This window comes from Pseudomonas sp. SbOxS1 (genome assembly GCF_013416725.1).
GTDB lineage: Bacteria > Pseudomonadota > Gammaproteobacteria > Pseudomonadales > Pseudomonadaceae > Aquipseudomonas.
Window position 1 is genome coordinate 39454 of the sequence record NZ_JAAVXC010000023.1, and the last position, 22669, is coordinate 62122.

The 22669-nt window shown below is 62.2% G+C and carries 17 protein-coding genes; 12 read left to right on the plus strand and 5 right to left on the minus strand.

Annotation, left to right across the window (positions count from 1 at the left end; genetic code table 11):
• Positions 1 to 13 precede the first annotated feature (13 nt).
• A complete protein-coding gene (locus HFK74_RS19030; protein WP_180204806.1) occupies positions 14 to 1366 on the plus strand; it encodes a DUF1214 domain-containing protein in 1353 nt (450 codons plus the stop codon).
• A gap of 32 nt (positions 1367 to 1398) precedes the next feature.
• Positions 1399 to 2439, plus strand: coding sequence for a DUF1254 domain-containing protein (locus tag HFK74_RS19035; RefSeq protein ID WP_180204807.1), 1041 nt, complete (start codon positions 1399 to 1401; stop codon positions 2437 to 2439).
• Between the two features lie 197 nt (positions 2440 to 2636).
• On the opposite strand, the gene HFK74_RS19040 is transcribed toward HFK74_RS19035, so the two are convergent.
• From HFK74_RS19040 to HFK74_RS19055, 4 genes are all read right to left on the minus strand, one after another.
• Positions 2637 to 4208: an AMP-binding protein gene (locus tag HFK74_RS19040; RefSeq protein WP_257230362.1), complete on the minus strand. Its 1572-nt coding sequence runs from the start codon at positions 4206 to 4208 to the stop codon at positions 2637 to 2639.
• 84 nt (positions 4209 to 4292) lie between these two features.
• A complete protein-coding gene (locus tag HFK74_RS19045) occupies positions 4293 to 5213 on the minus strand; it encodes an SDR family NAD(P)-dependent oxidoreductase (RefSeq protein WP_180204808.1) in 921 nt (306 codons plus the stop codon).
• Between the two features lie 87 nt (positions 5214 to 5300).
• Entirely contained in the window at positions 5301 to 6545 is a 1245-nt protein-coding gene (locus HFK74_RS19050; protein WP_180204809.1) for a thiolase family protein, read from the minus strand.
• Between the two features lie 160 nt (positions 6546 to 6705).
• A complete protein-coding gene (locus tag HFK74_RS19055) occupies positions 6706 to 7479 on the minus strand; it encodes an enoyl-CoA hydratase/isomerase family protein (RefSeq protein WP_180204810.1) in 774 nt (257 codons plus the stop codon).
• 164 nt (positions 7480 to 7643) lie between these two features.
• On the opposite strand from HFK74_RS19055, the gene HFK74_RS19060 reads away from it, so the two are divergent.
• From HFK74_RS19060 to HFK74_RS19095, 8 genes are all read left to right on the plus strand, one after another.
• Entirely contained in the window at positions 7644 to 10355 is a 2712-nt protein-coding gene (locus HFK74_RS19060; protein ID WP_180204811.1) for a LuxR C-terminal-related transcriptional regulator, read from the plus strand.
• Positions 10356 to 10469: 114 nt separating this feature from the next.
• The gene (locus tag HFK74_RS19065; protein ID WP_180204812.1) at positions 10470 to 11615 is read left to right on the plus strand and encodes an acyl-CoA dehydrogenase family protein; all 1146 of its coding nucleotides are present in this window, start codon (positions 10470 to 10472) and stop codon (positions 11613 to 11615) included.
• A 69-nt stretch (positions 11616 to 11684) separates the two neighbouring features.
• Positions 11685 to 12491: an enoyl-CoA hydratase/isomerase family protein gene (locus HFK74_RS19070; protein ID WP_180204813.1), complete on the plus strand. Its 807-nt coding sequence runs from the start codon at positions 11685 to 11687 to the stop codon at positions 12489 to 12491.
• A gap of 129 nt (positions 12492 to 12620) precedes the next feature.
• Positions 12621 to 13808 (plus strand): lipid-transfer protein, encoded by a 1188-nt coding sequence (locus HFK74_RS19075; protein WP_180204814.1) that lies wholly within the window; start codon positions 12621 to 12623, stop codon positions 13806 to 13808.
• Positions 13809 to 13821: 13 nt separating this feature from the next.
• Complete coding sequence (locus HFK74_RS19080) at positions 13822 to 15018, plus strand: acyl-CoA dehydrogenase family protein (protein WP_180204815.1); 1197 nt, start codon at positions 13822 to 13824, stop codon at positions 15016 to 15018.
• Between the two features lie 15 nt (positions 15019 to 15033).
• Entirely contained in the window at positions 15034 to 16173 is a 1140-nt protein-coding gene (locus HFK74_RS19085; RefSeq protein WP_180204816.1) for an acyl-CoA dehydrogenase family protein, read from the plus strand.
• A gap of 37 nt (positions 16174 to 16210) precedes the next feature.
• Entirely contained in the window at positions 16211 to 16666 is a 456-nt protein-coding gene (locus tag HFK74_RS19090; RefSeq protein ID WP_180204817.1) for a MaoC family dehydratase, read from the plus strand.
• Between the two features lie 241 nt (positions 16667 to 16907).
• A complete protein-coding gene (locus HFK74_RS19095) occupies positions 16908 to 18260 on the plus strand; it encodes a DUF1329 domain-containing protein (RefSeq protein WP_180204818.1) in 1353 nt (450 codons plus the stop codon).
• A 624-nt stretch (positions 18261 to 18884) separates the two neighbouring features.
• On the opposite strand, the gene HFK74_RS19100 is transcribed toward HFK74_RS19095, so the two are convergent.
• Positions 18885 to 20462, minus strand: a complete 1578-nt coding sequence (locus HFK74_RS19100) for an AMP-binding protein (RefSeq protein ID WP_180204819.1) — start codon at positions 20460 to 20462, stop codon at positions 18885 to 18887.
• A 181-nt stretch (positions 20463 to 20643) separates the two neighbouring features.
• On the opposite strand from HFK74_RS19100, the gene HFK74_RS19105 reads away from it, so the two are divergent.
• Positions 20644 to 21588 (plus strand): transporter, encoded by a 945-nt coding sequence (locus HFK74_RS19105; protein ID WP_257230363.1) that lies wholly within the window; start codon positions 20644 to 20646, stop codon positions 21586 to 21588.
• Positions 21589 to 21655: 67 nt separating this feature from the next.
• Positions 21656 to 22669 (plus strand): DUF1254 domain-containing protein, encoded by a 1014-nt coding sequence (locus HFK74_RS19110; protein ID WP_180204820.1) that lies wholly within the window; start codon positions 21656 to 21658, stop codon positions 22667 to 22669.

The window sequence follows — 22669 nt, forward strand, 5'->3', positions numbered from 1 at the left end:
ATGGAGAACAACAATGACAGTTACATCGCGTCTGGCGCGTTGCAGTGGCGTTTTTGCCGCTTCCTTGCTTGCATGGGCAATCCCGTCCGCCAGTGTTTGTGCCGCCGAATCGCCCGTTGCTGCACAACCGGCGTTCACCGATCAACAAGTCAGCAATGCCTATATCTACCTGCTTGCACGCTTGCTCGTGATGCGCCAGCAGCAGCTGGATTTCCAGCAGGGCATGACCTGGAACCACCTGGTGCACCGTAAACCCGGTGCGGTTGACTGGCCCAATCCCAATCTCGACGTCGCCTACTCGGAAGCCTGGATAGCCGTCGATGAGCACAGTTGTACCCAGGTGAGCGTGCCGAAGATCACCGATCGTTACTACACGGTGCAATTGCTCAATGGTTGGGGCGAAACCCTGGCCAATATCAACGAACGTGCGTTCGCCGACCATCCGTATGGTGAATTCGCGGTGTGCCTCAAGGGGGCGAAAGTGGATCTGCCGGCCAATACCCGGCGGATCGACCTGCCGGTACGCACGGCGCGCGTGCTGACGCGGATAGAGCTGGGGGCGGATTGGCAAGTCGCCGAGCAGCTGCAGCATCGGTTCAGCCTGAGGCCTACGGGCTCGCCTCGATTGCCGGCCGTACCCAAGGGGCCGATGTTCGAACTGTACAAGCTGCCAGCGGTGGAAGCCTTCGATGCCGCATTGCTTGCGCTTGAGGAACCCGACCTCAATCCCGGCATGGCGCTGTTGCAAGCCGATGTGCGGGGGATTGCCGGGCAGATCAAACAGCCCGTCGAGCGTGAGCGCATCGACCGGCAAATCAGGACCCACGCCTCGGCGGCCCTTGCCAGCGCGGCGTCCACCATCGGTCCGGGCACGCTGCGCAACGGCTGGGTACGGCCAGCGATTTCCGGGGCCTACGGCAGCGACTATCTGACTCGGACATTGATCGATCTTGGCGGCATCTGGGCCAATACCAGTGCGGAGGTCAACTATTACCGTGGCGCGCGGGATGCTGATGGACAGGTCCTCGATGGCGGGCAAAGCTACACACTGACATTCGCGCCTGAACAATTGCCTTCCGGTTTTGCCCGGTATTTCTGGTCCATCACCGCCACCAACAGCAAAACCTTCCGGGTGCTGCCCAATGCGCTTGGGCGGTTTTTGCTGAACAGGCAATCGGACCTGCACTACAACGCCGATGGCTCTCTCACCCTGTATTTCGGACCGCAACTGCCTCAGGGGGCGGCCGAGAACAACTGGTTGCCGACGATCGCAGACGAGCCTTTCCGGCTGATGTTGCGCTACTACGGCGCCAAGGGCCCGGTGGCCAGCGGTGAGTATTTCCCTCCGGCGTTGGTGCGGCTATGACGCGCTTATCGGTTATTCCCAAGGACAAACCCATGAATGAATTGAAAGTGCTGCTGGCGACTTGCGCGCTGCTGGCGGCCTGTCTGCCCTCTGCGCAAAGCCAGGTGTTGCCGACCGCGCCGGTACCGGTCACGGTCGACAATTTTGCCCGTGCCGAGTCCGACCGGTATTTCGCCATGACCATCAAGCGGGCGGGGCTTGGCCAGTTCTTCCATTGGCGGGAACTGATACCGGCTGGTGCCCAGACCGTCGTGCGGCCCAATCGCGACACGCTGTACTCCACCGCGGTCTTCGATCTAAATGCCGGGCCTGTCAACGTCACCCTGCCGGATGCAGGCAAACGCTATATCTCGTTGGCCCTGATCAACGAAGACCATCACGTGGTGGGTGTTGAATACGCCCCCGGCCAGTACACCATCAACCGAGCGCAGGTGGGCACGCGCTATGTGATGCTTGGCGTGCGGATCCTGATCAATCCGACCGATCCGTCGGACCAGGGCCACGTCCATGCATTACAGGACGCCATTGCCGTGACCCAGGCCAATGGCCCGGGACGCTTCGACATACCCGAGTGGGATGAGACGAGCCGGGCGAGGATTCGCGGCGCGCTGGCCGTATTGGGACAGTCGCTGGACGATTCACGGAATATGTTCGGCAAGGCCGGCGACGTCGACCCGGTACGCCACTTGATCGGCAGCGCCGCCGCCTGGGGTGGCAATCCGCAGAAAGACGCCTTCTACCAGATCGTCACGCCTGAACGTAATGACGGGCAGACCCCTTATCGACTGGATGTGGGCCAGGTACCGGTTCAGGCCTTCTGGTCGATCAGTGTCTACGATGCCGATGGCCGCTATCGGCCGAACGACCTGGGTGCCTACACCCTCAACAACCTGACCGCGAAGAAGGGCGAGGGCGGGCGGGTGTCGGTGCAGTTTGGCGGTTGCACGACCACCACTGCCAATTGCCTGCCGATCATGCCCGGCTGGAACTACATGGTGCGCTTCTATCTGCCGGACAAGTCGATTCTGGACGGCAGCTGGCAATTGCCGCAGGCGCAGCCAGCTTCCTTGTAGGAGCGAGCCTGCTCGCGATGGACGTTAACGATGACACGGGTTGTCTGAATGCCCGCGTCGCCCGGACGTTTTTCGCGAGCAGGCTCGCTCCCACAAGATCATCGGCAAAAAAAGCCCCGATGTCCCCAGCCTGACCAAGGTCGGCAGGGGACATCAGGGCGCAAACGAAGGGGTAAACGTTCAGGACAAAACGCGAATCAGGACACGCAACGCGCCTTGTCTTTCCAATACTTTTCACGCACCTGGCGGCGCAGCACCTTGCCCACCACACTGAGGGGCAGGGCCTCGACGAACAGGATGGACTTGGGCGCCTTGAAGCGGCCCAGGCGGCCCTTGACGTGCTCGACCAGGGTATCGACTGATACGACCTGGCCGTCCTTGAGGATCACTTCGGCATGCACCGCCTCGCCCCATTCTTCATGGGGAATACCCACCACAGCGGAGTTCAGCACCGCGGGGTGGGCATTGAGCGCCGCTTCAACCTCGATGGCATAGACGTTGAAACCACCAGTGATGATCATGTCCTTCTTGCGGTCGACCAGGTACAGGAAACCGTCCTGATCGATGTAGCCCAGGTCGCCGGATTTCCAGTAACCGTTGTGGAACTCCTGCGCCGTGCCCTCTGGGTTGTTGAAGTAACCGGAAATGGTGCCCCGGGAACGCACCCACAGCTCACCGGTGGTGCCCAATGGCACCTCCCGGCCGTTGTCATCGACGATCAGGATCTCGGCACCGACCGCGATGCGCCCGGCCGAGGACAGTTGTTTCTCGTTCTGCGTCAGATGATCGGCCTTGCCCAGCAAAGCCACGGCATGCAGGCATTCAGTGGCGCCGTAGATCTGCATGAAAATATTGCCGAAGCGCTCCTGGGCCTGGCGCAGTTTGGCCGGGCTCATCGGCGCGGCCCCGTAGGCCATGGTCTGCAGCGAAGACAGGTCATAGTCCCGCGATTCGGGCAATTCCAGCAGGCGATAGATCATGGTCGGCACGAGCAGGGTCATGGTGACCTTTTCCGCTTCGATATTGCGGCACAGCCGAGCCAGGTCCGGGATGTTCTGGGTCAGGGTGCAGCCGCCACGGAACAGCGTCGGCAGCAGGCCCAGGCCGGAGCCATGGCTGATGGGCGCCATGTGCAGGAAGCGGGTATCGGGCTGATAAGGTTGCTCGGCTTCCAGGTACATCGAGTCGCGCAGCGCCATCCAGTTTTCGAGGGTGTAGGCGACACACTTGCTCTGGCCGGTGGTACCACCGGTGAAGCGATAGACCAGGGTGTCCTTCTGCGTGTCGTTGTCGACCCCCGGATTGTGGTCCGGCACGCCTTCGAGCAGGTCCCAGAAATACAACAACCCGTCACGCGGGTGTTCGGGTGGGTCCATGCAGACGACGGTGATGCCCTGATCGTGCAGCGAGTCGAAGTAACGATCGAGCAACGCGTTCTCGATGAACACCACTTTGGGACGCAGGAATTCGATTTGCCAGCGGTGCTCCTCGAAGGCGTCGCGATAGTTCGCGTAGGCCGCGGCGGCGTCGCCCTTGAGTGCCGTCCAGGCATGGAACAGCGAGATGTTGTCGTTTTCCAGGATGCAGAGGTAGACATCCCCGCGGTGAAGTCCAAGCCGTGCGCGCAGCATATTGACGATGCGGTTGGTCAGCGAGTGGAGTTCACGGAAGTTGTAGCGGCGATTGCGCTCGATGTTGACCAGGGCTTCCCGATCGCCGAACCGCACGGCCAGGTTACCGACCGTGTGTGCGAAGTTCATTATTGTCATTGTTCATTCTCCGTCCGGGCGTGTGGCTGCACGCCCGTTGCGATCATCGTCGCGAGTTTAACCCGGGGCGGGGCCCGGGAATACTCAGGCCTGTTGAGCCTTGATAGCCGCCATGGCCGTGTCAATGAACAGCTTGACCTGCTGGTTGGCGTCGAAGCGTTCGACCGCAGTGCTCCAGTCGGTGATCTGCGCCAAGTGCGCCTCGATGGCTTCCGGGGTCAGGTCCTCGTTGCCGATGTACACCGGCGTGGTTTCTTCCATGCGTATGGCCGAGAACACGCCGGCACCGGCACCGAGAATCAGCTTGGTCGGTGCGTTTTCGCTGACCAGGAACAACGCGCCCGGGGTGACCTGCTCAGGACGGCTGGCCGCCAGCAGTTCGGCCGGCATCACGTCCTCGGTCATGCGGGTGGCCGCCATCGGCGCCAGGGTGTTGACCAGGATATTATTCTTGCGGCCTTCGATGGCGAGCATGTTCATCAGGCCCACCACGGCCATTTTCGCCGCACCGTAGTTGGCCTGGCCGAAATTGCCGAACAGGCCGGCGGCAGAGGTAGTCATCAGGATGCGGCCGTAGTTCTGTTCGCGCATCAACTCCCACACCGCCTTGGAGCAGTGGATCGCGCCCATCAAGTGAACATTGATCACCGCGTGGATGTCGGCCATTTCCATCTTGGCGAACGACTTGTCGCGCAGGATCCCGGCGTTGTTGATCAGGATGTCGACGCGACCGAAGGCGTCCACCGCCTGCTTGACCATGGCCTGGACCTGTTCGTAGTCGGCCACGTTGGCGCCGTTGGCAATGGCGACGCCACCGGCCTGGCGGATTTCCTCGACCACCGCCAGGGCGGCGTCGGTGGAACTGCCGGAGCCGTCACGGCTACCGCCGAAGTCGTTGATCACCACCTTGGCGCCGCGCGCCGCCAGGTTCAACGCATGAACGCGGCCAAGGCCATTGCCGGCGCCGGTGACGATAGCGACGCGATCATCAAAACGAATGGTCATCATGTTTTCCTCTGGTGAAATAATAGTAGGTGGAGTGCGGCGCAGGAAATGCGTGGTTTCCTCGAAGTCGCCGACCTCCATAAACGATCAGGCGCGGCCGAAAATACCGACGTGCTCGGTGGACTCTTCCACGCGCCACAGCCCGCCGCCGTTGCCTTGCAAGGCGATACGCGCGCCTTCGACCTGACGCGGGCCGCAGTTGCCGCGCAGTTGCTCGACCAGTTCGAAGATCTGGCCGATGCCGGTGGCACCGATCGGATGCCCCTTGGACTCCAGGCCGCCGGACGGGTTGACCGGCAATCGGCCACCCAGGGCGCTGTCACCGCGTTCGGCCATCACACCGCTCATGCCCGGTTCGCACAGCCCCAGGGCCTCGATCGCCAGCAGTTCGCCGATGGCGGTGGCGTCATGCACTTCAGCCACATCGACCTCTTGCGGGCTGATGCCGGCCTGCTCGAAGGCGGCCTTGCCGGCCAGGTGGGTGCAACCCTTGTCATAGTCTTCGGCTGCACGGGCCGAGGCCGAACGCACCACGCTGGCCAGGACCTTGACGGCACGGTTCCTGTCGAACCCGTATTTCTTCAGTGCCGATTCCGTGCACAGGATCACGGCCGCGGCACCATCGGAAATCGGCGAGCACATCGGCAGGGTGATCGGGTAGGTGATGGGCGGGGCGGCGAGGATTTCCTCGATGCTCATGGCATTGCGGTACTGGGAGCGCTCGTTGTGTACCGAGTGGCCGTGGTTCTTCGAGGACACGGCGGCCAGTTGACGCTGGGTAATGTCATAGCGCTCCATCAGGCCGCCACGGCCCAGGGCCGCATAGACGTCCATGAACGGGCTGTAGGGTTTTTCCGATTGCGAGCCGGCAGGCGGCACGATGCCCTTGCCCATGTTCGCCAGGTAATGCTTGTTTTCCTCGAAGGTTTCGATATCCCAGGCCGACTCGAACGCAGAGAACATCTTCGACTTGTCGCTGTAGAACATTTTCTCGGCGCCGACTGCCAGCGCTACTTCGGCAGCGCCGGCCTGCAACTGGGTCACGGCCAGGTTGAAGGCATGGCTCGAGGAGGCGCAGGCCCCTTCTATGTTGAAGATCGGGATGCCGTCCAGGCCCAGCGGCAGCAGCGCCACTTGGCCACGGATCATGTGCTGGCCATCGAAATGACCCTGGGTGCAGTTGCCGAAGAAGCCCACCTGAATCCACTGGCGGTCGCAAGCGGCGTCCTTGAGTGCATCCTCCACCGCCCAGGCGGTCAGTTGCTTGATGGTCTTGTCGGTGTGACGGCCGAACGCGGTCATGCCGACGCCGACGATGTATACGTTTTCCATTGCTACCTCGAATCTTTCAGAAAATGGGGCAGGGCGCCTCAATCCGCTTCTTGTGGGAGCGAGCCTGCTCGCGAAGACGCAATTCCAACCACAGAAGATGTGGCGGCTGTACCGGCCTCTTCGCGAGCAGGCTCGCTCCCACAGGTGTTGCAGTGGCGAATCAGTAGCCCCTGAAATCCGGCTTGCGCTTCTCGGCGAAGGCGCGCACGCCCTCGGCCATGTCGTAGGAGCGCTGGTGGTCACGCAGTTCCAGCAGTTCCTGGCGCAATGCATCCGCGCGAGTCTTGTCGCCGGCTTCATCGGCCACTTTTTTCATCTTGCGCAGCACCAGCGGGCTTTTCTGCGCCAGTTTGTCGCCCAGGGCCTGGACGCGATCGACCAGTTCGGCATCGGCGACCACTTCGCTGACCAGGCCGTAGTGCTTCATGTCCTGGGCGGGCAGGGCGTCACCGGTGAACAGCATGTATTTGGCGATGTTCTCCGGAATCTTGCGTGGCAATACCGCCGCGCCGCCGCCACCGGGAAATACGCCGAAATTGGAGTGGGCATCACCGAAACGAGCGCTTTGTGCGGCAAACACCAGATCGCAGCACAGCACGGTTTCCAGGCCACCGGCCAGGGCCATGCCGTTGACGGCGGCAATCACCGGCTTGGGGAAGGCACGCAGCGCGTCAAAGAAAGTGACGATGGTGTCCAGCAGGTCTTTCTCGCCAGGCTGCGGCGTGCCGCCGGCCTTGAGGTCGGCGCCGGCGCAGAAGGCCGGGCCGGTGGCGGTCAGGGCCACCACACGGACCTGATCGTCATGTTCCCAGGCGTTCAGCCGGGCGGTCATGGCCTCCAGCATTTCGCGGTTAAGGGCATTCATGGCTTTCGGGCGGGTCAGGGTGATCCAGCCCACCTGGCCCTTGAGTTCAAAAGAAACGGACTCGCTCATCTCCAATCCTCGATCAACATGCAATTGACGTTTCTGTCTGGATTGGAAATTACGCGACACCCCCGGACTCTCTCCCCCCCCCTTGCGGACGGGGCGAGCGGCACCTCGTCTGTTGCAGGATGCGCCACACATCCAGGCAACACGCCAAGGGCGGAGATCCAATCATGCAGACAAATGTCATCAACGCCGGCGATCTGTTGGTCGCCACCAAGTTCTCGCCGCCGCGCTTGAGCGCCCGGCACATCCCGCGTGCGCAATTGCTGGCGCGCTTGCGCGAGTCGCAACCGTGCAGCGCCACCCTGATAACCGGAGGCGCGGGGTTCGGCAAAACGATTCTGCTGGCCCAATGGCGACTGGAATTGATGAAAGCCGGGCTGGATGTGGCCTGGGTTTCGTTCAGCCTCGACGACCGCCAGTTCGCCAGCTTCCTGTCCTATCTACTGGCAGCCTTGCAGCGCCTGGGCATCGCCATCGAACAGGATTGGCTCAACAGTGACGGCAGCGAGCAGTCGATCAACGCCTTGATCGCCCTGGTCACCCATGCCGCGCAAAACATCGAAAGGGAACTGCACCTGCTGCTCGACGATTTTCATCACGTCGATTCATCGGCCTCGCACCGCTTGATGCAGAAATTGCTCGACCATTGCCCGGCCAACCTGCACGTCACCATCGCCTCGCGGAGCACGCCGCCCCTGAGCCTGGGGCGGCTGCGCATGCAGGGGCATGTAGCGGAGGTCGATACCGTCGAACTGCCTTTCGACCTGGACGAGACTCGGGACTTCTTCAAGCAGAACCTCGGCACCCTGGCGCTGACGGCCGACGAGGAACGCTTGATCCATGACCTGACCAATGGCTGGCCCGCCAGCCTGCAACCCATTGCCACGATGTTGCGGGTGCGCCCGACGCGGCGATCGCAGCTGCGCTCGATCCTGCGCAACTCGGCGGATCTGCAGGCGTACCTCACCGAAGACGTGGTGGCCTGTTTGCCCGCCGAATTGCTGGAGTTCATGGAAAAAGTCTCGATCCTGCGCCGCTTCAACGCCGACTTGAGCGAATTCGTGACGGGAAGCGCCCACGCCCGGGACATGATCAAGCGCGCCGAAGACGAGAATCTGCTGATCCAGCGCATCGAGTCCGATGACAGTTCGCCCTGGTACCGCTTTCACCCGCTGTTCGGCGAGTTTCTCAACCAGCGCCTGGCGACCCGCGGCGAGGTGACGGTGCAGGCACTGTACCGGCTCGCCAGCCAATGGTTTGCCGAGCATGATTATCTGGTGGAGGCCGTGCGTCACGCCAACCTGGGCGGTGACCGCGATGACGCCGTCGAGGCCATGGAGCAAGCCGCATCGACGACCTGGAGCATGGCCTATATCAGTCCGATGCTGCATCTGCTCGAACGCCTGCCTCAGGACACGCTGTTCGCCCATCCGCAACTGTTCATCATGGGTTGCCTCACGTATGCCTTCACCGCCCGCCCGGAAAAGGCCCAGCGCTGGCTGGAACAGATACGCCGCAGCGAGGCGTCGCGTGTACCAAAGATCTCCTCGAAGCTGGTGCTGGCCGATGCCGCCATCGCCCTGCAACTCGATGAGCCGCGGCGGGTCATCGGGCTGCTGGAGCCAACCCTGCAGACGCCGCTGGAAAACCACTCCTTGCGCTACATCAGCCTGTCGGCCCTGGCCACGGCCTATCTGTCGGTGGGGCGCCCGGACGACGCTCGCAAGCTGCATGAGCAATACCCCATCGACCTGAACCACTGCGACAACGACATGGCCATGGTCTTTGAAAACACCCGGGCGCTGACCAGCCTCAAGGAAGGCAATGCACAACAGGCACAACGCATCGGCGCCAGCGTGACCGCACGCGCCGAGCAAGCCTATGGCCGCGGCTCGGTGTCGGCCAACCTGTGTGCCGCGACGATGTGCGATGCCTATTACGAACTGGATCAACTGGACGACGCGCTGCAAGTGCTGGCCAACCGCAGCGGTATCCTGCGCTCGTCCATGCCCGATGTGATGGGCCGGGCCTCGATCTGCCGTGCGCGCATTACCTTGCAGCGAGAATCACCGCAGGCGGCCTTGAGCTTTCTCGAAACCCAAAGCGCGCATTTTCATGTGCTGGGCCTGGACCGGCTGTTGGCATTCATGCTGGCCGAGCAAGTCCGCGTGCTGGTGCTGCTGGGCGAAAATCGCCGCGCCGCTGAACTGGTGACACGACTGGTGGCACTGGAGGCGGCCCAACGCCCGCACGCCGAAGCGCGTGAAGAGATCAGTTGCCAGGCGGCCTTGTCCAAAGCGCGATTGGCACTGGGGATGCGCGATCCGCTCAGTGCGCTGGAGCCACTGCAGGCCGTCATCACTTACGCCGAGCAGGCGGCGCGCGGGCGCTCGGTGGTTCGCGCACGCCTGCTCGGCGCGCAGGCCCACGCCATGCTCGATCAACCGGAACAGGCGCGGGCCCACCTGCAACAGGCGGTGCAGGCCGGTGCCCGGATGGGGCTGGTCCGGACCCTGCTCGATGAAGGCCCGGCGCTGCTGGCGTTGCTGGCTCAATGGCAGGACGAAATCGCTGGCGAAGACTCGGTCGGCGATTATCTGAACGCACTGCTGAGCCATGAAACGACCCAGGCGCAGCCCTCGCCCGTGGTGAGCGCGCCGAGGCATTCGAACGAGGGGCCTCGGCCCAGCCTGACCCCCCGTGAACTGGAGATCCTCGGGCTGGTCGCCCAGGCCATGTCCAACAAACGAATCGCCCTGACGCTCAACATCACCTTTGGCACCGTGAAGTGGAACGTGAAAAACATCCTCGCCAAGTTGGGCGTGTCCAGCCGCTATGCGGCAATCACCCTGGCGCGCCAGCAGGGCGTGCTCAAGTGACTGGACGCTGACCGCGGCGTGCGCCCCCTCCCGAGACGGGAGGCGCGTACGTGCGTGGTCAGCCCGCATGCTCAGGTCAGCATCGATTTTTCGACCCGGATCAAGAGGAAGACCATGAGCGATACATCTGCAGCATTTCTGAGCGAACAGGAAATCATGATTCGCGATGCCGCCCGCAAGGTGGCCCAGGAAGTCGTGGCCGCCACGGCAGCCGAACGCGACCGAACGGGCGCCTGGCCGCACGCCGAACTCAAGGCGGTGGCCGAACTCGGCTTCCTCGGCATGCACATTCCGGAGGAGTCAGGCGGTTCGGGCATGTCGTTCCCGGAATACTGCCTGTGCATCGAGGAATTCGCCGCCGCCGATGCCGGCTTTGCCACCATCCTGCATGTCCATAACGGCATGGCCGACATGCTGCATCGCTTCGGTACCGAGGAGCAGAAGCAGCAGTACCTGGCGGGCATGATCTCCGGCGAGCTGATCGCCGCCGGGCTGCTCACCGAACCCCAGGCCGGCTCCGACACCGCGGCCTTTCGCACCTCGGCGCGCCGCGAGGGCGACCATTACGTGCTTAACGGCAGCAAGCAGTTCATCTCCAACGGCAACGAAGCCGGGATCGCCTTCGCCATTGCCGCCACCACCGATACTCCCGAAGGCCGCAAAGGCCCGAGCATGTTCATCATCGATCCACGGGAGCCGGGCTACATCGTGGTGCGCGTGGAAAGCAAGATGGGACAGCGTTCGGCCCACGTGGCAGCGATCCAGCTGGACAACTGCCGGGTACCGGCCAAAAACCTGCTGGCCGAGGAGGGCAGTGCCTACAAACGCCTGATGGCCACCCTGTCCGAAGGCCGTATCGGGATTGCCGCCGTGGCGGTGGGGGCCGCCCGTGCCGCGCTGGAAGCGGCCGTGAAGTACGCGAACGAACGTGAAGCCTACGGTGCGCCGATCATCAAGCTGCAAGGCGTGGCGTTCGACCTGGCCGACATGGCCACCCAGTTCGAGGTGGCCCGCAACTACACGCTGCACGCCGCGCGCCTGCATTACGCCGGCGTGCCTTGCGCCAAGGAAGCGTCGATCGCCAAGTTGTTCGCCAGCGAAATGGCCGAGAAGGTCTGCTCCGATGCGCTGCAGATCCATGGCGGCTACGGCTACCTGAGCGACTTCCCGGTGGAGCGCTATTGCCGTGACGTACGGGTGACCAAGATCTACGAGGGCACCAGCCACATCCAGAAAGTGATCATCGCCCGCAACCTGTAGTTGACCCGCTGTGCAATCTGAACCTTGGGCACGGCCGGGCATCGCCGGCCGGTGCCGCATCATGAGGAAATGGCTGTGACTGACAGTGCAGTGCTTTATGAAAAGATCGGCAAGACCGCGCTGATCACCCTGAACCGACCGCAAAAAAAGAATGCGTTCGAGGCCGCCATCAACCAGGCCTTGCCGGCCGCACTGGCGGCGGCACGGGATGATCGTTCGGTTCGCTCCATCGTATTGACCGGTGCCGGCGGTGCCTTCTGCTCCGGGTTTGACCTGGGCAGCCTGGAGGAGGGTGAGGATGGCACGTTCGCCGGGCGCAAACTGGTGTTGGGTTTTCATGAATGGTTCGCCGGCCTGGTCGACCTGCAAAAACCGGTGATCGCGGCGGTGGACGGCGCGGCGGTGGGTGCCGGCTTTTCCCTGGCCCTGGCCGCGGATTTCATGTTCGTGACGCCACGGGTGCGGCTGATGCCAACCTTCCTGAGCCTGGGCCTGGTGCCGGACTTGTCGATGCTCTACGTACTGCCGCGCCTGGTGGGGCTGGCCAAGGCCAAGGAGCTGATCTTTTGCGCCCGGGCGGTCGATGCACAACAGGCGCTGGAATTAGGGCTGGCGCAGGTCATCGTGCCCCAGGAGCAGCTACTCGACAACGCCTTGCAGTTCGCCCGCCAGTTCGATGACGCGCCGCCCGATGCGTTAGGATTGGCCAAGACCCTGCTGAACCGGTCGTTCGAGACCGACCGCCAGGCCATGACCCAGTTCGAGGCCTGCGCGCAATCGCTGTGCGGGGCCAGTCGTTATCATGCCGAAGCGGTGCGACGCTTCCTCGGCAAGGAAGGCTTGCCCTACCCGGGCGCGAAGCTGCCACAGCCATAAACCCCCGAATGGGGAGGGGCGGCAGGACTTCGGGGCTGCCTATCCTTGGGACTCAAAACCTGCCACCGGGCCCCATGGGCCGGAAAATGCCCAGTAGCCGGCAGGACTTTCACCGTTGAGGAGTAAGACATGTTGCAGAAAGTCGTCGTAGCGGGTGTAGGCATGATCCCTTTCGTAAAACCTGGCCAGAGCGAGACCTTTGTGGCCATGGGCGAGCAAGCCGTGCGCCTGGCCCTGGCGGATGCCGGCGTCGGTTACGAATCGGTCCAGCAGGCGTTCGCCAGCTTCGTTTTCGGTGACTCCACCTGTGGCCAGCGGGTGCTCTACAACGTCGGCATGACCGGCATCCCGGTATTGAACGTGAACAATAACTGCGCCAGCGGATCATCGGCGTTGTTCCTGGCCAACCAGGCCATTGCCAGCGGCATGGTGGACATCGTCCTGGCCTTCGGTTTCGAGCAGATGATTCCCGGGGCCATCGGCAGTGCCTTCCCGGATCGTCCGAGCCCGCTGGAACTGTTCCTCGACCAATGCGACGAAGCGATTCCCGGTGCCGCGCAAATCCCCGCTGCCCTGCGTATTTTCGGTAGCGCCGGGGTGGAGCACATGCAGCGTTTCGGCACCCCGCTGGAGACCTTCGCGAAGATTCGCGCCAAGGCCAGCCGTCACGCGGCCAACAACCCGAAAGCGGTGTTCCGCAAAGTGGTCACCACAGAAGAAGTGATGGCCGACCAGGTGGTGTGGCCTGGGGTCATGACTCGCCTGATGGCCTGCCCACCGACCTGCGGTGCGGCCGCGGTGGTGCTGTGCAGCGAGGCCTATGCGTTGAAACATGGCCTGGACCGCAGCGTGTCGATCGCCGGCCAGGCGCTGACTACCGATGGGGCGGAAACTTTCAAGTCCGGCGACATGCGTGACGTGGCCGGATATTCGATGTCCCGCGCGGCGGCCCGCAAAGCCTATGAAATGGCCGGTATCGGTGCCGAGGACGTGCACGTCGTCGAGCTGCATGACTGCTTCGCCCAGAACGAGTTGCTCACCTATGAGTCCCTGGGCCTGTGCCCGGAAGGCGGGGCGCAGAAGTTTGTCGACGATGGCGACAACACCTATGGTGGGAAATACGTGGTCAACCCGTCCGGCGGCCTGCTTTCCAAGGGCCACCCGATTGGCGCGACGGGCCTGGCGCAATGCACCGAGCTGGTCCAGCAGCTGCGCGGCCGCGCCGAGCAGCGCCAGGTCGAGGGCGCGCGCATTGCCTTGCAACACAACGTCGGCATCGGTGGCGCCTGCGTCGTCACCCTGTACCGCAAAGACTGACAGGGGAATCGCCATGGATTTTCAACCTGACGCCAGCCTCGAAGCGTTCCGCGAGGAGGTGCGCAGTTTCCTTCGCGATCAGGTCCCGGCGGACCTGAAAGGGCAGCAGCGCTGCGCCCGCTCGCCGCGAGAGCAGATCATACGCTGGCAAAAACTGCTCACGGAACGCGGCTGGGGCGCGCCGTACTGGCCCAGGGAGCACGGTGGAACGGGTTGGTCGGTGCCGCAGATCCTGGTGTTCGATGACGAGTGCAGCGCGGCGGGCACGCCAACCCAGGATGGTTTCGTGCACAAGATGCTTGGGCCGGTGCTCAATGCCTTCGCCACGCCTGCGCAAAAGGCCGAGCACCTGCCGCCCGTCCTCAATGGCGAGCGCCTGTGGTGCCAGGGCTTTTCGGAACCGGGCGCCGGCTCCGACCTGGCGTCATTACGCACCCGTGCCGAGCGTGATGGTGATCACTATGTGGTCAATGGCCAGAAAACCTGGACCAGCTATGCCCATCACGCGGACTGGATCTTCCTGCTGGTGCGCACCAACACGGATGTGAAGAAACAGGCGGGGATCAGCTTCTTGCTGGTGGACATGCGCACGCCCGGTATCACCGTGCGGCCGATCCGCAGCATCGACGATGCCCATCACCTGAATGAAACCTTCTTCGACAACGTGCGGGTGCCGGTCGGCAACCTGATCGGTGGCGAAGGGCAGGGCTGGACCATCACCAAGTTCCTGCTCAACAACGAACACGCCACCGTTGCCGACCTGCCCGAACTCAAGCGCTACATGCGCGAACTGCGGCAAATCGGTTCCACGCTGCAGGTGGGCAACCAACCGCTCTACGAGCGCCCGGAGTTCGCCCTGAAGCTGGCGCGACTGGATGCCGAGCTGCAAGCCATGGAGATGCTGGTCCAGCGAGTCGCGCGGATGGAACAGCAGCACGATCCGGCGTCGCACACCCTGGGGTCGATCCTCAAGATCCGCGCCACCGAATTGCAGCAACGCATCACCGAAGCGCAGATCGACGCACTCGGGGACTACGGCGCGATTGCCTATCTGCACCCACATGAAGCCGATCCCGAGCAACCGTTCCCGCAGCAAGCGCTGGCCAGGGGCATCAGCAACGACATGTTCCTGCGCCGCGCCTCGACCATTTACGGCGGCACTAGCGAAGTGCAGCGCGGCATCATCGCCAGGATGCTGTTCCAACTCTGATATCAGGAAACCGCCATGGATTTCGAATTCACTTCGGAACAACAACTGTTGCAGGACAGCCTGCGACGCTATGTAGACAAGGCCTACAGTTTCGAGGCGCGTACTGCCCTGCTCAAGACGGGCAAGAACGGCAGTGCCGACAATTGGAACCTGTTCGCCGCCAACGGCTGGCTGATGGCCGCGTTGCCGCAAGAATACGGCGGCCTTGGCGGCTCGCTGGTGGACACCGTGATCATTGCCCAGGAGCTAGGGCGTGGATTGGTGCTGGAGCCGTTCATGGCCTGTGGTGTGCTGGCGGCCCAGACGCTGTTGGCAGTGGGCACCGAGGCGCAAAAAACGCGGCTGTTGCCGCAACTAGCCGACGGTACCTACCGCATCGCGCTGGCCTACAGCGAGGCAGGGTCGCGGGGCATGCCGTTGCCCGTCACCCTGCAGGCCGAGCGCCGGGATCACGGCTTTCGCCTGACCGGGCACAAGACCCTGGTGCTGGGCGCCGTGGGTGCAAAGGCGTTCATCGTCTCGGCGCAGATACCACAGGCACCGGGCATCAGCCTGCTGTTGGTGGACGCGGATCGCCCGGGCCTGAAGTGCCAGACGCTGCCCTTGCATGACGGCACCTGGGTGCAGGAGCTGCACTTCGACGGGGTCGAGGTCGGCGCCGAAGCCTTGCTGGGCGAGGCGGAGCAAGGCCTGTCCGGGTTACGTCAAGGCCTGGCCCACGGCATCGTCGCGCTGTGCGCAGAGTTGATCGGCGGGATGGAAAAAACCATCGAAGTCACGGCCGATTACCTCAAGGTGCGCCAACAGTTTGGTGTGCCCATCGGTACCTTCCAGGCATTGCAACACCGCATGGCGGATATGGCGGCGGAGCTGGAGCTGGCGCGGTCGAGCCTGCACGCGGCCCTGGCTTCCATGGCCAACGACGACGAGGCCAGCCGCGACAAGACGGTCTCGGGCAGCAAGATGCTCATCTGTCGTGCGGCCAAGTCCGTTTGCGGCCAGGGCATCCAGTTGCACGGCGGTATCGGCATGACCGAGGAGTACCTGGTCGGGCACTACTACAAACGGGCCATCGTCGCCGACTTGCTCCTGGGCAGCAGCGACAGCCACGAAGCCGCTTGCGCGGCGGCGCTACAGGCGCAACTGCGCGCTTGAAACCGTTATTGAACAGACTATCGAGAGCACAACAACAATGAAAAGCTACGAAACCCTGGCCGAACTGCAAGGCCTCGTCGGCGAAGTCGTGGGCACCAGCGACTGGGTGGCCATCGACCAGCAGCGCATCAATACCTTTGCCGAAGCCACCGGCGATCACCAGTGGATTCATACCGACCCCGAACGCGCCGCCCAGGGGCCATTCGGCAGGACGATCGCCCATGGTTTCCTGACCCTGAGCCTGCTGCCGACCTTCATGACCAACGCCTTTGAACTGCGCAACGTGAAGATGGGCGTCAACTACGGCATGAACAAGGTGCGCTTTGTCCAGCCTGTACCCGTGGACAGTCGCTTGCGCGGGCATTTCAAGGTGCTGTCCTTCGAGCCGCTGGAAGGTAACGGAGCGCAGATAACCTACGAGATGACCGTTGAGATCGAGGGCGTCACCAAACCGGCCTGCGTGGCCGAGACCATCCTTCGGGTATTCGCCTGAGGCATAACGCCCGCCACACAGCTTAGACAAAACGCCACGCGCATGCCGATGCCGCGTGGCGTTTGCGTTTCCAGCCCGATGACAGGCCTGCCCCTCCCTTTGTGCGCCAATAAGGGGGGGGCGCAGACAGGGGGGTGTTGGTTAAAAAAACACTGCCGGGACGGGACGATTTTCCGCAGTTCCCTGAAGGCCAGGGCGTGCTTGAGAAGACGCTCAAACCATCATCCTAGAGGTTGGAGACATGATTAAAGTCACAAGAACCCTGATTGCGGTCGGCCTGCTGGCCGCCCATGCAGGCGTGCTCCATGCAGCCGTATCAGAGCAGGAAGCCAAGCAGTTGGGCACCACCTTGACATCCGTGGGTGCCGAGATGGCCGGTAATGCCGATGGTTCCGTTCCGGCCTATACCGGCGGGCTGAAGACCGCGCCCGCCGGTTTCGACAAGGCCACGGGCATTCGCCCCGATCCTTTCGCCAATGAAAAACCGCAGTTCTCGATCAACGCCGGTAACGTGGACACCTACAGCGACAAGCTCACGGAAGGCACCAAGGCACTGATCAAGAAGCTGCCGGGCTTCCGCGTCGACGTGTATCCGACCCATCGCACCGTGGGCTATCCGCAGTTCGTGCAGGACAACACGCTGAAGAACGCCACCAGCGCCACGCTGACCAACAATGACGAGACGCTGCAAGGCGCCCACGCCGGCATACCGTTCCCGATTCCCAAGACCGGCATCGAAGTGATGTTCAACCACCTGGCACGTTACCAGGGCCTGGCCTGGATCGCGCCGAAGTACGGCGCCTACAATGTGGACGCGGCGGGCAAGCTGGTCACGTCCACCCTGGGTCGCTGGACCTACGAGATGCCTTACTACGATACGTCGAAAACGGGCGACGACATTCTGCTGACCCGCGCCCGTGCCAACTACAGCGGCCCGGCACGGCGTGCTGGCGAAGCGGTGATGACCTTCGACTACACCGCCACCGAACGCGGGCGCAAGGCCTATCAGTACCTGCCTGGGCAACGTCGCGTGCGCCTGGCCCCCGACCTGGCCTACGACACGCCGAACGCCAGTACCTCAGGCATGTCCACCATCGACGACATCAACCTGTTCAACGGCCGGATGGACCGCTTCGACTGGAAACTGGCAGGCAAGAAGGAGATGTACGTTCCGTACAACGCCTACCGCTTCGCCTACGCCGAGAATCCTGAGCAGGTGTTTGGATCGAAGTTCATCAACCCGGACCTGGTGCGCTGGGAGCGGCATCGTGTCTGGGTGGTCGAGGCGACCCTCAAGCCCGGCATGCGTCACATCTACTCCAAGCGTACCTTCTACATCGACGAAGACAGCTGGACCGCCGTCGCAGTGGATCAGTACGACGGCCGCGGTCAACTGTGGCGTCCTGGCTTCAGCTACGTCCACCAGATGTATGACGCCGTTGCCGTCAACAGCACCGCCGGCCACTACGACCTGATTGCGGGCACCTATTACATCAACGTGTGGCCAGGCAAGGCCGGCGTGCAGGTCATGGACAAGCTCAGTCCGGATAATGGCTGGTCTTCCGACAGCCTGGCGGGGGCTGGGGTGCGCTGATTGCTGCTGGACTGATCGTTGTTGCGAAACGGGACCGACTTGGGCGGTTCCGTTTTTTTTTTGATTCTGCGGTCACGGTGGCTGGTGGTTTCGCCCTTGCGGCGATTCACTTTCTTTGTAGGAGCCAGGCTTGCCGGCGAAGGCGGCCTGACAGCCGACCTGATTGCAGGTTTTTCCACGATCCCATTGTGGGAGCCAGCCTGCTGGCGATGGACTTCCAAGCAACGCGTTCATCCAGATAGGGCGCGTTATCGTTGACGTCCATCGCCAGCAGGCTGGCTCCCACAGGGGATTGGGGATATCTGCAAAAGTCAGGTCGGCTATCAGGCCGCCTCGCTTTTGTTTTTGATCTGGGTGCCCCGTTAAACACGATGGCCGAACGCAGGCATTGCGCAGTGGGGAAACCGGCAGGACGCCGGTTTAGCCGCGCCAGGGACGGCCCATCGCGGCGACCCACGGAGCAATGCCTTCGTTACGGCATGCCGAGCCTAACCGAGGCACCAAGTGGTGGGGCAAAGCCTTTTGCTTACTTTTCGGCGTTTGGAAAAGTGAGTCGCCGTAAGGGCGAAACCATAAGCCGCCGTTACCGCAGCAATGGATATACACACCACCGCAAAAAAAACCTCAAGAAACCCGCCGCGACTGATCCACCCAATACCGCTCACGCACCTGTCGACGCAGCACCTTGCCAACCGCACTCAACGGCAATGCCTCAACCAGCTTCACCGACTTGGGCGCCTTGAAGCGACCCAGGCGCTCCTTGACCAGGGCAATCAGCTCTTCTTCATCGACCGCCATTCCCGGTTTAACCACGACTTCGGCATGCACCGCCTCACCCCACTTGTCATGGGGAATACCAACCACAGCCGACATGGACACCGAGGGATGGGTATTGAGCGTCGCTTCGACTTCCACGGCATAGACATTAAACCCACCGGTAATGATCACGTCTTTCTTGCGGTCGACGATGAACACATAACCGGCCTCGTCCACATAACCCAGGTCCCCGGACTTCCAGAACCCCTCACTGAACTCGGCAGCCGTACCCTGGGGATTGTTGTGATAACCGCTGATGGTCCCACGCCCGCGCAGCCAGATCTCGCCCGTCACGCCGGTGGCGACACGATGGCCGGATTCATCGACGACCTTCAGCTCGATACCGGTGGCAGGCCGGCCAGCGGAGGCCAGGCGACCGGTCTCCGCCGCGCTCAGGTGGTCGGCCTTGGTCAGGGTGCACACCGCCTGGGCGCATTCGGTGGCGCCGTACAACTGGAAAAAGATGTTGCCAAAGCGCTCCTGGGATTGCTTGAGCTTGACCGGGCTCATGGGGGCCGCACCGTAATAGAGGGTCTGCAAGCTGGACAAATCGTAGTGCGACGCCTCGGGCAGCTCCAGCAACCAACCCACCAGCGTCGGGACCATGAGCGCGGTGGTGATCCGCTCGGCTTCGACATTGCGGCACCAGGCCTTGAGGTCGGCGGCATTCTGGGTGACGGTGCAGCCGCCACGGAACAGCGTGGGCAACAGCGACAGCCCCGAACCATGGCTGATGGGGGCGATGTGCAGGTAGCGGGTGTGCTCGTTGAGGGCCTGGCTCTGCTCGCTGTCGGCATACATCGAATCCCGCGCTGCCAGCCAGTTATCGATGGTGTACCGGGCACATTTGCTCTTGCCGGTGGTGCCGCCGGTAAAACGGAAGATGAGCGTGTCCCGATGGACATCGGATTCAACGTCAGGCTCATCCTCCGACATGCCCTCAAGCACTGCCCAGAAGTGCAGGGCGAAGCCGCAATCGGCCGGTGGCTCATCCATGCAGACCACCACCGCACCACTGGCGCACAGCATGTCGCGGTACTGCGATAACAGCCCGGTCTCGATGAAGATGACCTTGGGGGCGATAAATTCGACCTGCCAACGGTGTTCTTCAAGGGAATCGCGAAAATTGGTATGCGCAATCGCCGCTTCGCCCTTGAATGCCGTCCAGGCATGCAGCAGCGACAGGTTGTCGTTTTCCAGAATGCACAGCGCCGTGTCGCCGCGCTGCAAATGCAGGCGCGTACGCAGGGTGTTGGCGATGCGGTTGGTCAGCCGATGCAGTTCATCAAAGCGATAACGCCGATTGCGCTCGACGTTCACCAGCGCTTCCTGATGCGCATAGCGTTGCGCAACCTGCGCCATGACCCGGGAAAAATTCATCTTCATTGCGGTCTCCGTTTGTTGTTCTGGCTGTTGGAAATCGCATTTTAGGAAGGGGACCAAGGTGTAATGCGCCCCCCATCAGGAGAGGGGGCGCTCGCGCAAAGCGGTGCTAGGGTGTAAGTAATTGTCGAAAGCCAGTATCCACCTTGCAAGGTCAGGACGTTGCAGTGAGTCGAGGGCATTGATGAAAACAGCAAAGAGATTTGCGCTGGGCGTTCTAACCTTTTTGCCGGCCATCATGGCCCAAGCCGATAACGGCGGTATCAGTTTCTGGCTGCCGGGCCAGTTCGGCGCGCTGGCGGCGGTACCCACCGAGCCCGGCTTGAGCCTGCCGCTGATCTACTACCATGCCCACGCCAAGGATGACGCCAGCAAACCCGTTCCCCGGGGCGGACTGACCACGGTGGGCCTTGATGCCACAGCGGACATCCTGTTCGCCTTCCCGAGCTACACCTTCGCCGAGCCGTTGCTCGGCGCTCAAGCGGCCCTGGCGGTGGGCGCGGCCGTGGCGCGCTCCGAGGGCAGTGTCGATATCACACTGACCGGTCCTCGTGGCCGGCAGTTCTCCGGCAGCACCGATGACACGTTGAAGGGTGGCAGCGATGTCTACGTGATGGGCACCCTGAAATGGAACCATGGCGTCCACAATTTCATCGCCTACAGCATGGGCGACATTCCGGTCGGCGCCTACGACCCCAATCGGCTGGTCAACATCGGCCTGGGTCATGCCGCCCTGGATGCGGGAGGCGGCTACACCTTTTTTGACAAGAAGAACGAGTTTTCCGCCGTGGCGGGCCTGACGTACAACTGGGAAAACACCGATATCGACTATCAGAACGGCGTCGATGCCCACCTTGACCTGAGCGCCTCCCACTTCATCAACGACCAGACTCACCTGGGCCTTGTCGGCTATGTCTACCATCAGGTCACCGGCGATAGCGGCAGCGGCGCCACCTTTGGCGACTTCAAATCCAGGGTCAATGGCATCGGGCCCCAGGCGGGACACTTCTTCAAGGTTGGCAAGGACCTCTGGTACACCAACCTCAAGGGCTATTACGAGTTTGACGCGAAGAATAGGGCAGAGGGCTGGAACACCTGGTTGACCCTGGTCATTCCATTATCGGATTGAAAGCAATCATTGGGGCCTGGCGGACCCGGAAAAAATACCTGCGCAGCAAGAAAGGAGAAATGCGCCCATGAAGCGAACTTTTATCGCGGTGTTGACGCTCACCTGCGTAACAGGATTCAGTCTGGCCGAGAACTCGGTACCGGTGACAGTGGACAATTTCGTGCGCGCGGAAACCGATCGGTACTTCAATAACTCGGTGTCTGGCGGCGGGTTTGCGGGCTGGCACCATGTTCGCGATCTCCTGCCAATCGAACATCAGCCGGTGATCCGGGGCAATCGGGATACCTTGTATTCGACCCGCGTTTTTGATCTCGACGCGGGCCCCGTCACCATTACGTTGCCGGATGCGGGACCGCGTTTCATGTCGCTACAGATCATTAGCGAAGATCACTACACGACCACTGAATATGGCGCCGGGGCGCATACCCTCGACAAGGAGAAAATCGGTACCCGCTACGTGCTCGCTGGCGTACGTACCCTGGTCGATCCGAACGATCCCGGCGATCTCGCGCGGGTTCATGCGCTGCAAGACGCCATACAGGTCTCTCAACCGGGCGGCCCCGGCAAGTTCGAGATCCCGAATTGGGATAACAAGAGCCAGGCAACGGTGCGCGATGCGCTTCTGGTTCTCGCGAGCACCGTGACCGATACCCGGCGTGCTTTTGGCACGAAAGAGCAGGTTGACCCCGTGCAGTACCTGATCGGCGCGGCGTCGGCCTGGGGCGCGAATGCCCCTCAGGATGCGATCTATCTCAACGTCGTTCCGCAAAAGAATGACGGCATGGCCGTTTATGAGCTGAAGGTTGCAGAGGTGCCCGTCGATGGGTTCTGGTCGATCAGTGTTTACAACGACCGTGGTTACTACGAGAAGAACGCTCTCAACGCTTACACGATCAACAACATCACGGCCAAAAAAGACGCGGACGGCACGGTGACTGTCCGCTTTGGTGGTTGTGATGGCGAAGTACCGAACTGCCTGCCTGTCACCAAAGGCTGGAACTACATGGTGCGACTCTATCGCCCACGCGCGCCGATCCTTGAAGGCAAATGGGCATTCCCGCAAGCGCAATTGGCAAAGTGA

Coding starts and splice junctions, on each gene's coding strand:
- HFK74_RS19030 (WP_180204806.1), top strand. CDS start 14: ATGACAGTTACATCGCGTCTGGCGCGTTGCAGTGGCGTTTTTGCCGCT.
- HFK74_RS19035 (WP_180204807.1), top strand. CDS start 1,399: ATGAATGAATTGAAAGTGCTGCTGGCGACTTGCGCGCTGCTGGCGGCC.
- HFK74_RS19040 (WP_257230362.1), bottom strand. CDS start 4,208: ATGACAATAATGAACTTCGCACACACGGTCGGTAACCTGGCCGTGCGG.
- HFK74_RS19045 (WP_180204808.1), bottom strand. CDS start 5,213: ATGACCATTCGTTTTGATGATCGCGTCGCTATCGTCACCGGCGCCGGC.
- HFK74_RS19050 (WP_180204809.1), bottom strand. CDS start 6,545: ATGGAAAACGTATACATCGTCGGCGTCGGCATGACCGCGTTCGGCCGT.
- HFK74_RS19055 (WP_180204810.1), bottom strand. CDS start 7,479: ATGAGCGAGTCCGTTTCTTTTGAACTCAAGGGCCAGGTGGGCTGGATC.
- HFK74_RS19060 (WP_180204811.1), top strand. CDS start 7,644: ATGCAGACAAATGTCATCAACGCCGGCGATCTGTTGGTCGCCACCAAG.
- HFK74_RS19065 (WP_180204812.1), top strand. CDS start 10,470: ATGAGCGATACATCTGCAGCATTTCTGAGCGAACAGGAAATCATGATT.
- HFK74_RS19070 (WP_180204813.1), top strand. CDS start 11,685: ATGGCTGTGACTGACAGTGCAGTGCTTTATGAAAAGATCGGCAAGACC.
- HFK74_RS19075 (WP_180204814.1), top strand. CDS start 12,621: ATGTTGCAGAAAGTCGTCGTAGCGGGTGTAGGCATGATCCCTTTCGTA.
- HFK74_RS19080 (WP_180204815.1), top strand. CDS start 13,822: ATGGATTTTCAACCTGACGCCAGCCTCGAAGCGTTCCGCGAGGAGGTG.
- HFK74_RS19085 (WP_180204816.1), top strand. CDS start 15,034: ATGGATTTCGAATTCACTTCGGAACAACAACTGTTGCAGGACAGCCTG.
- HFK74_RS19090 (WP_180204817.1), top strand. CDS start 16,211: ATGAAAAGCTACGAAACCCTGGCCGAACTGCAAGGCCTCGTCGGCGAA.
- HFK74_RS19095 (WP_180204818.1), top strand. CDS start 16,908: ATGATTAAAGTCACAAGAACCCTGATTGCGGTCGGCCTGCTGGCCGCC.
- HFK74_RS19100 (WP_180204819.1), bottom strand. CDS start 20,462: ATGAAGATGAATTTTTCCCGGGTCATGGCGCAGGTTGCGCAACGCTAT.
- HFK74_RS19105 (WP_257230363.1), top strand. CDS start 20,644: ATGAAAACAGCAAAGAGATTTGCGCTGGGCGTTCTAACCTTTTTGCCG.
- HFK74_RS19110 (WP_180204820.1), top strand. CDS start 21,656: ATGAAGCGAACTTTTATCGCGGTGTTGACGCTCACCTGCGTAACAGGA.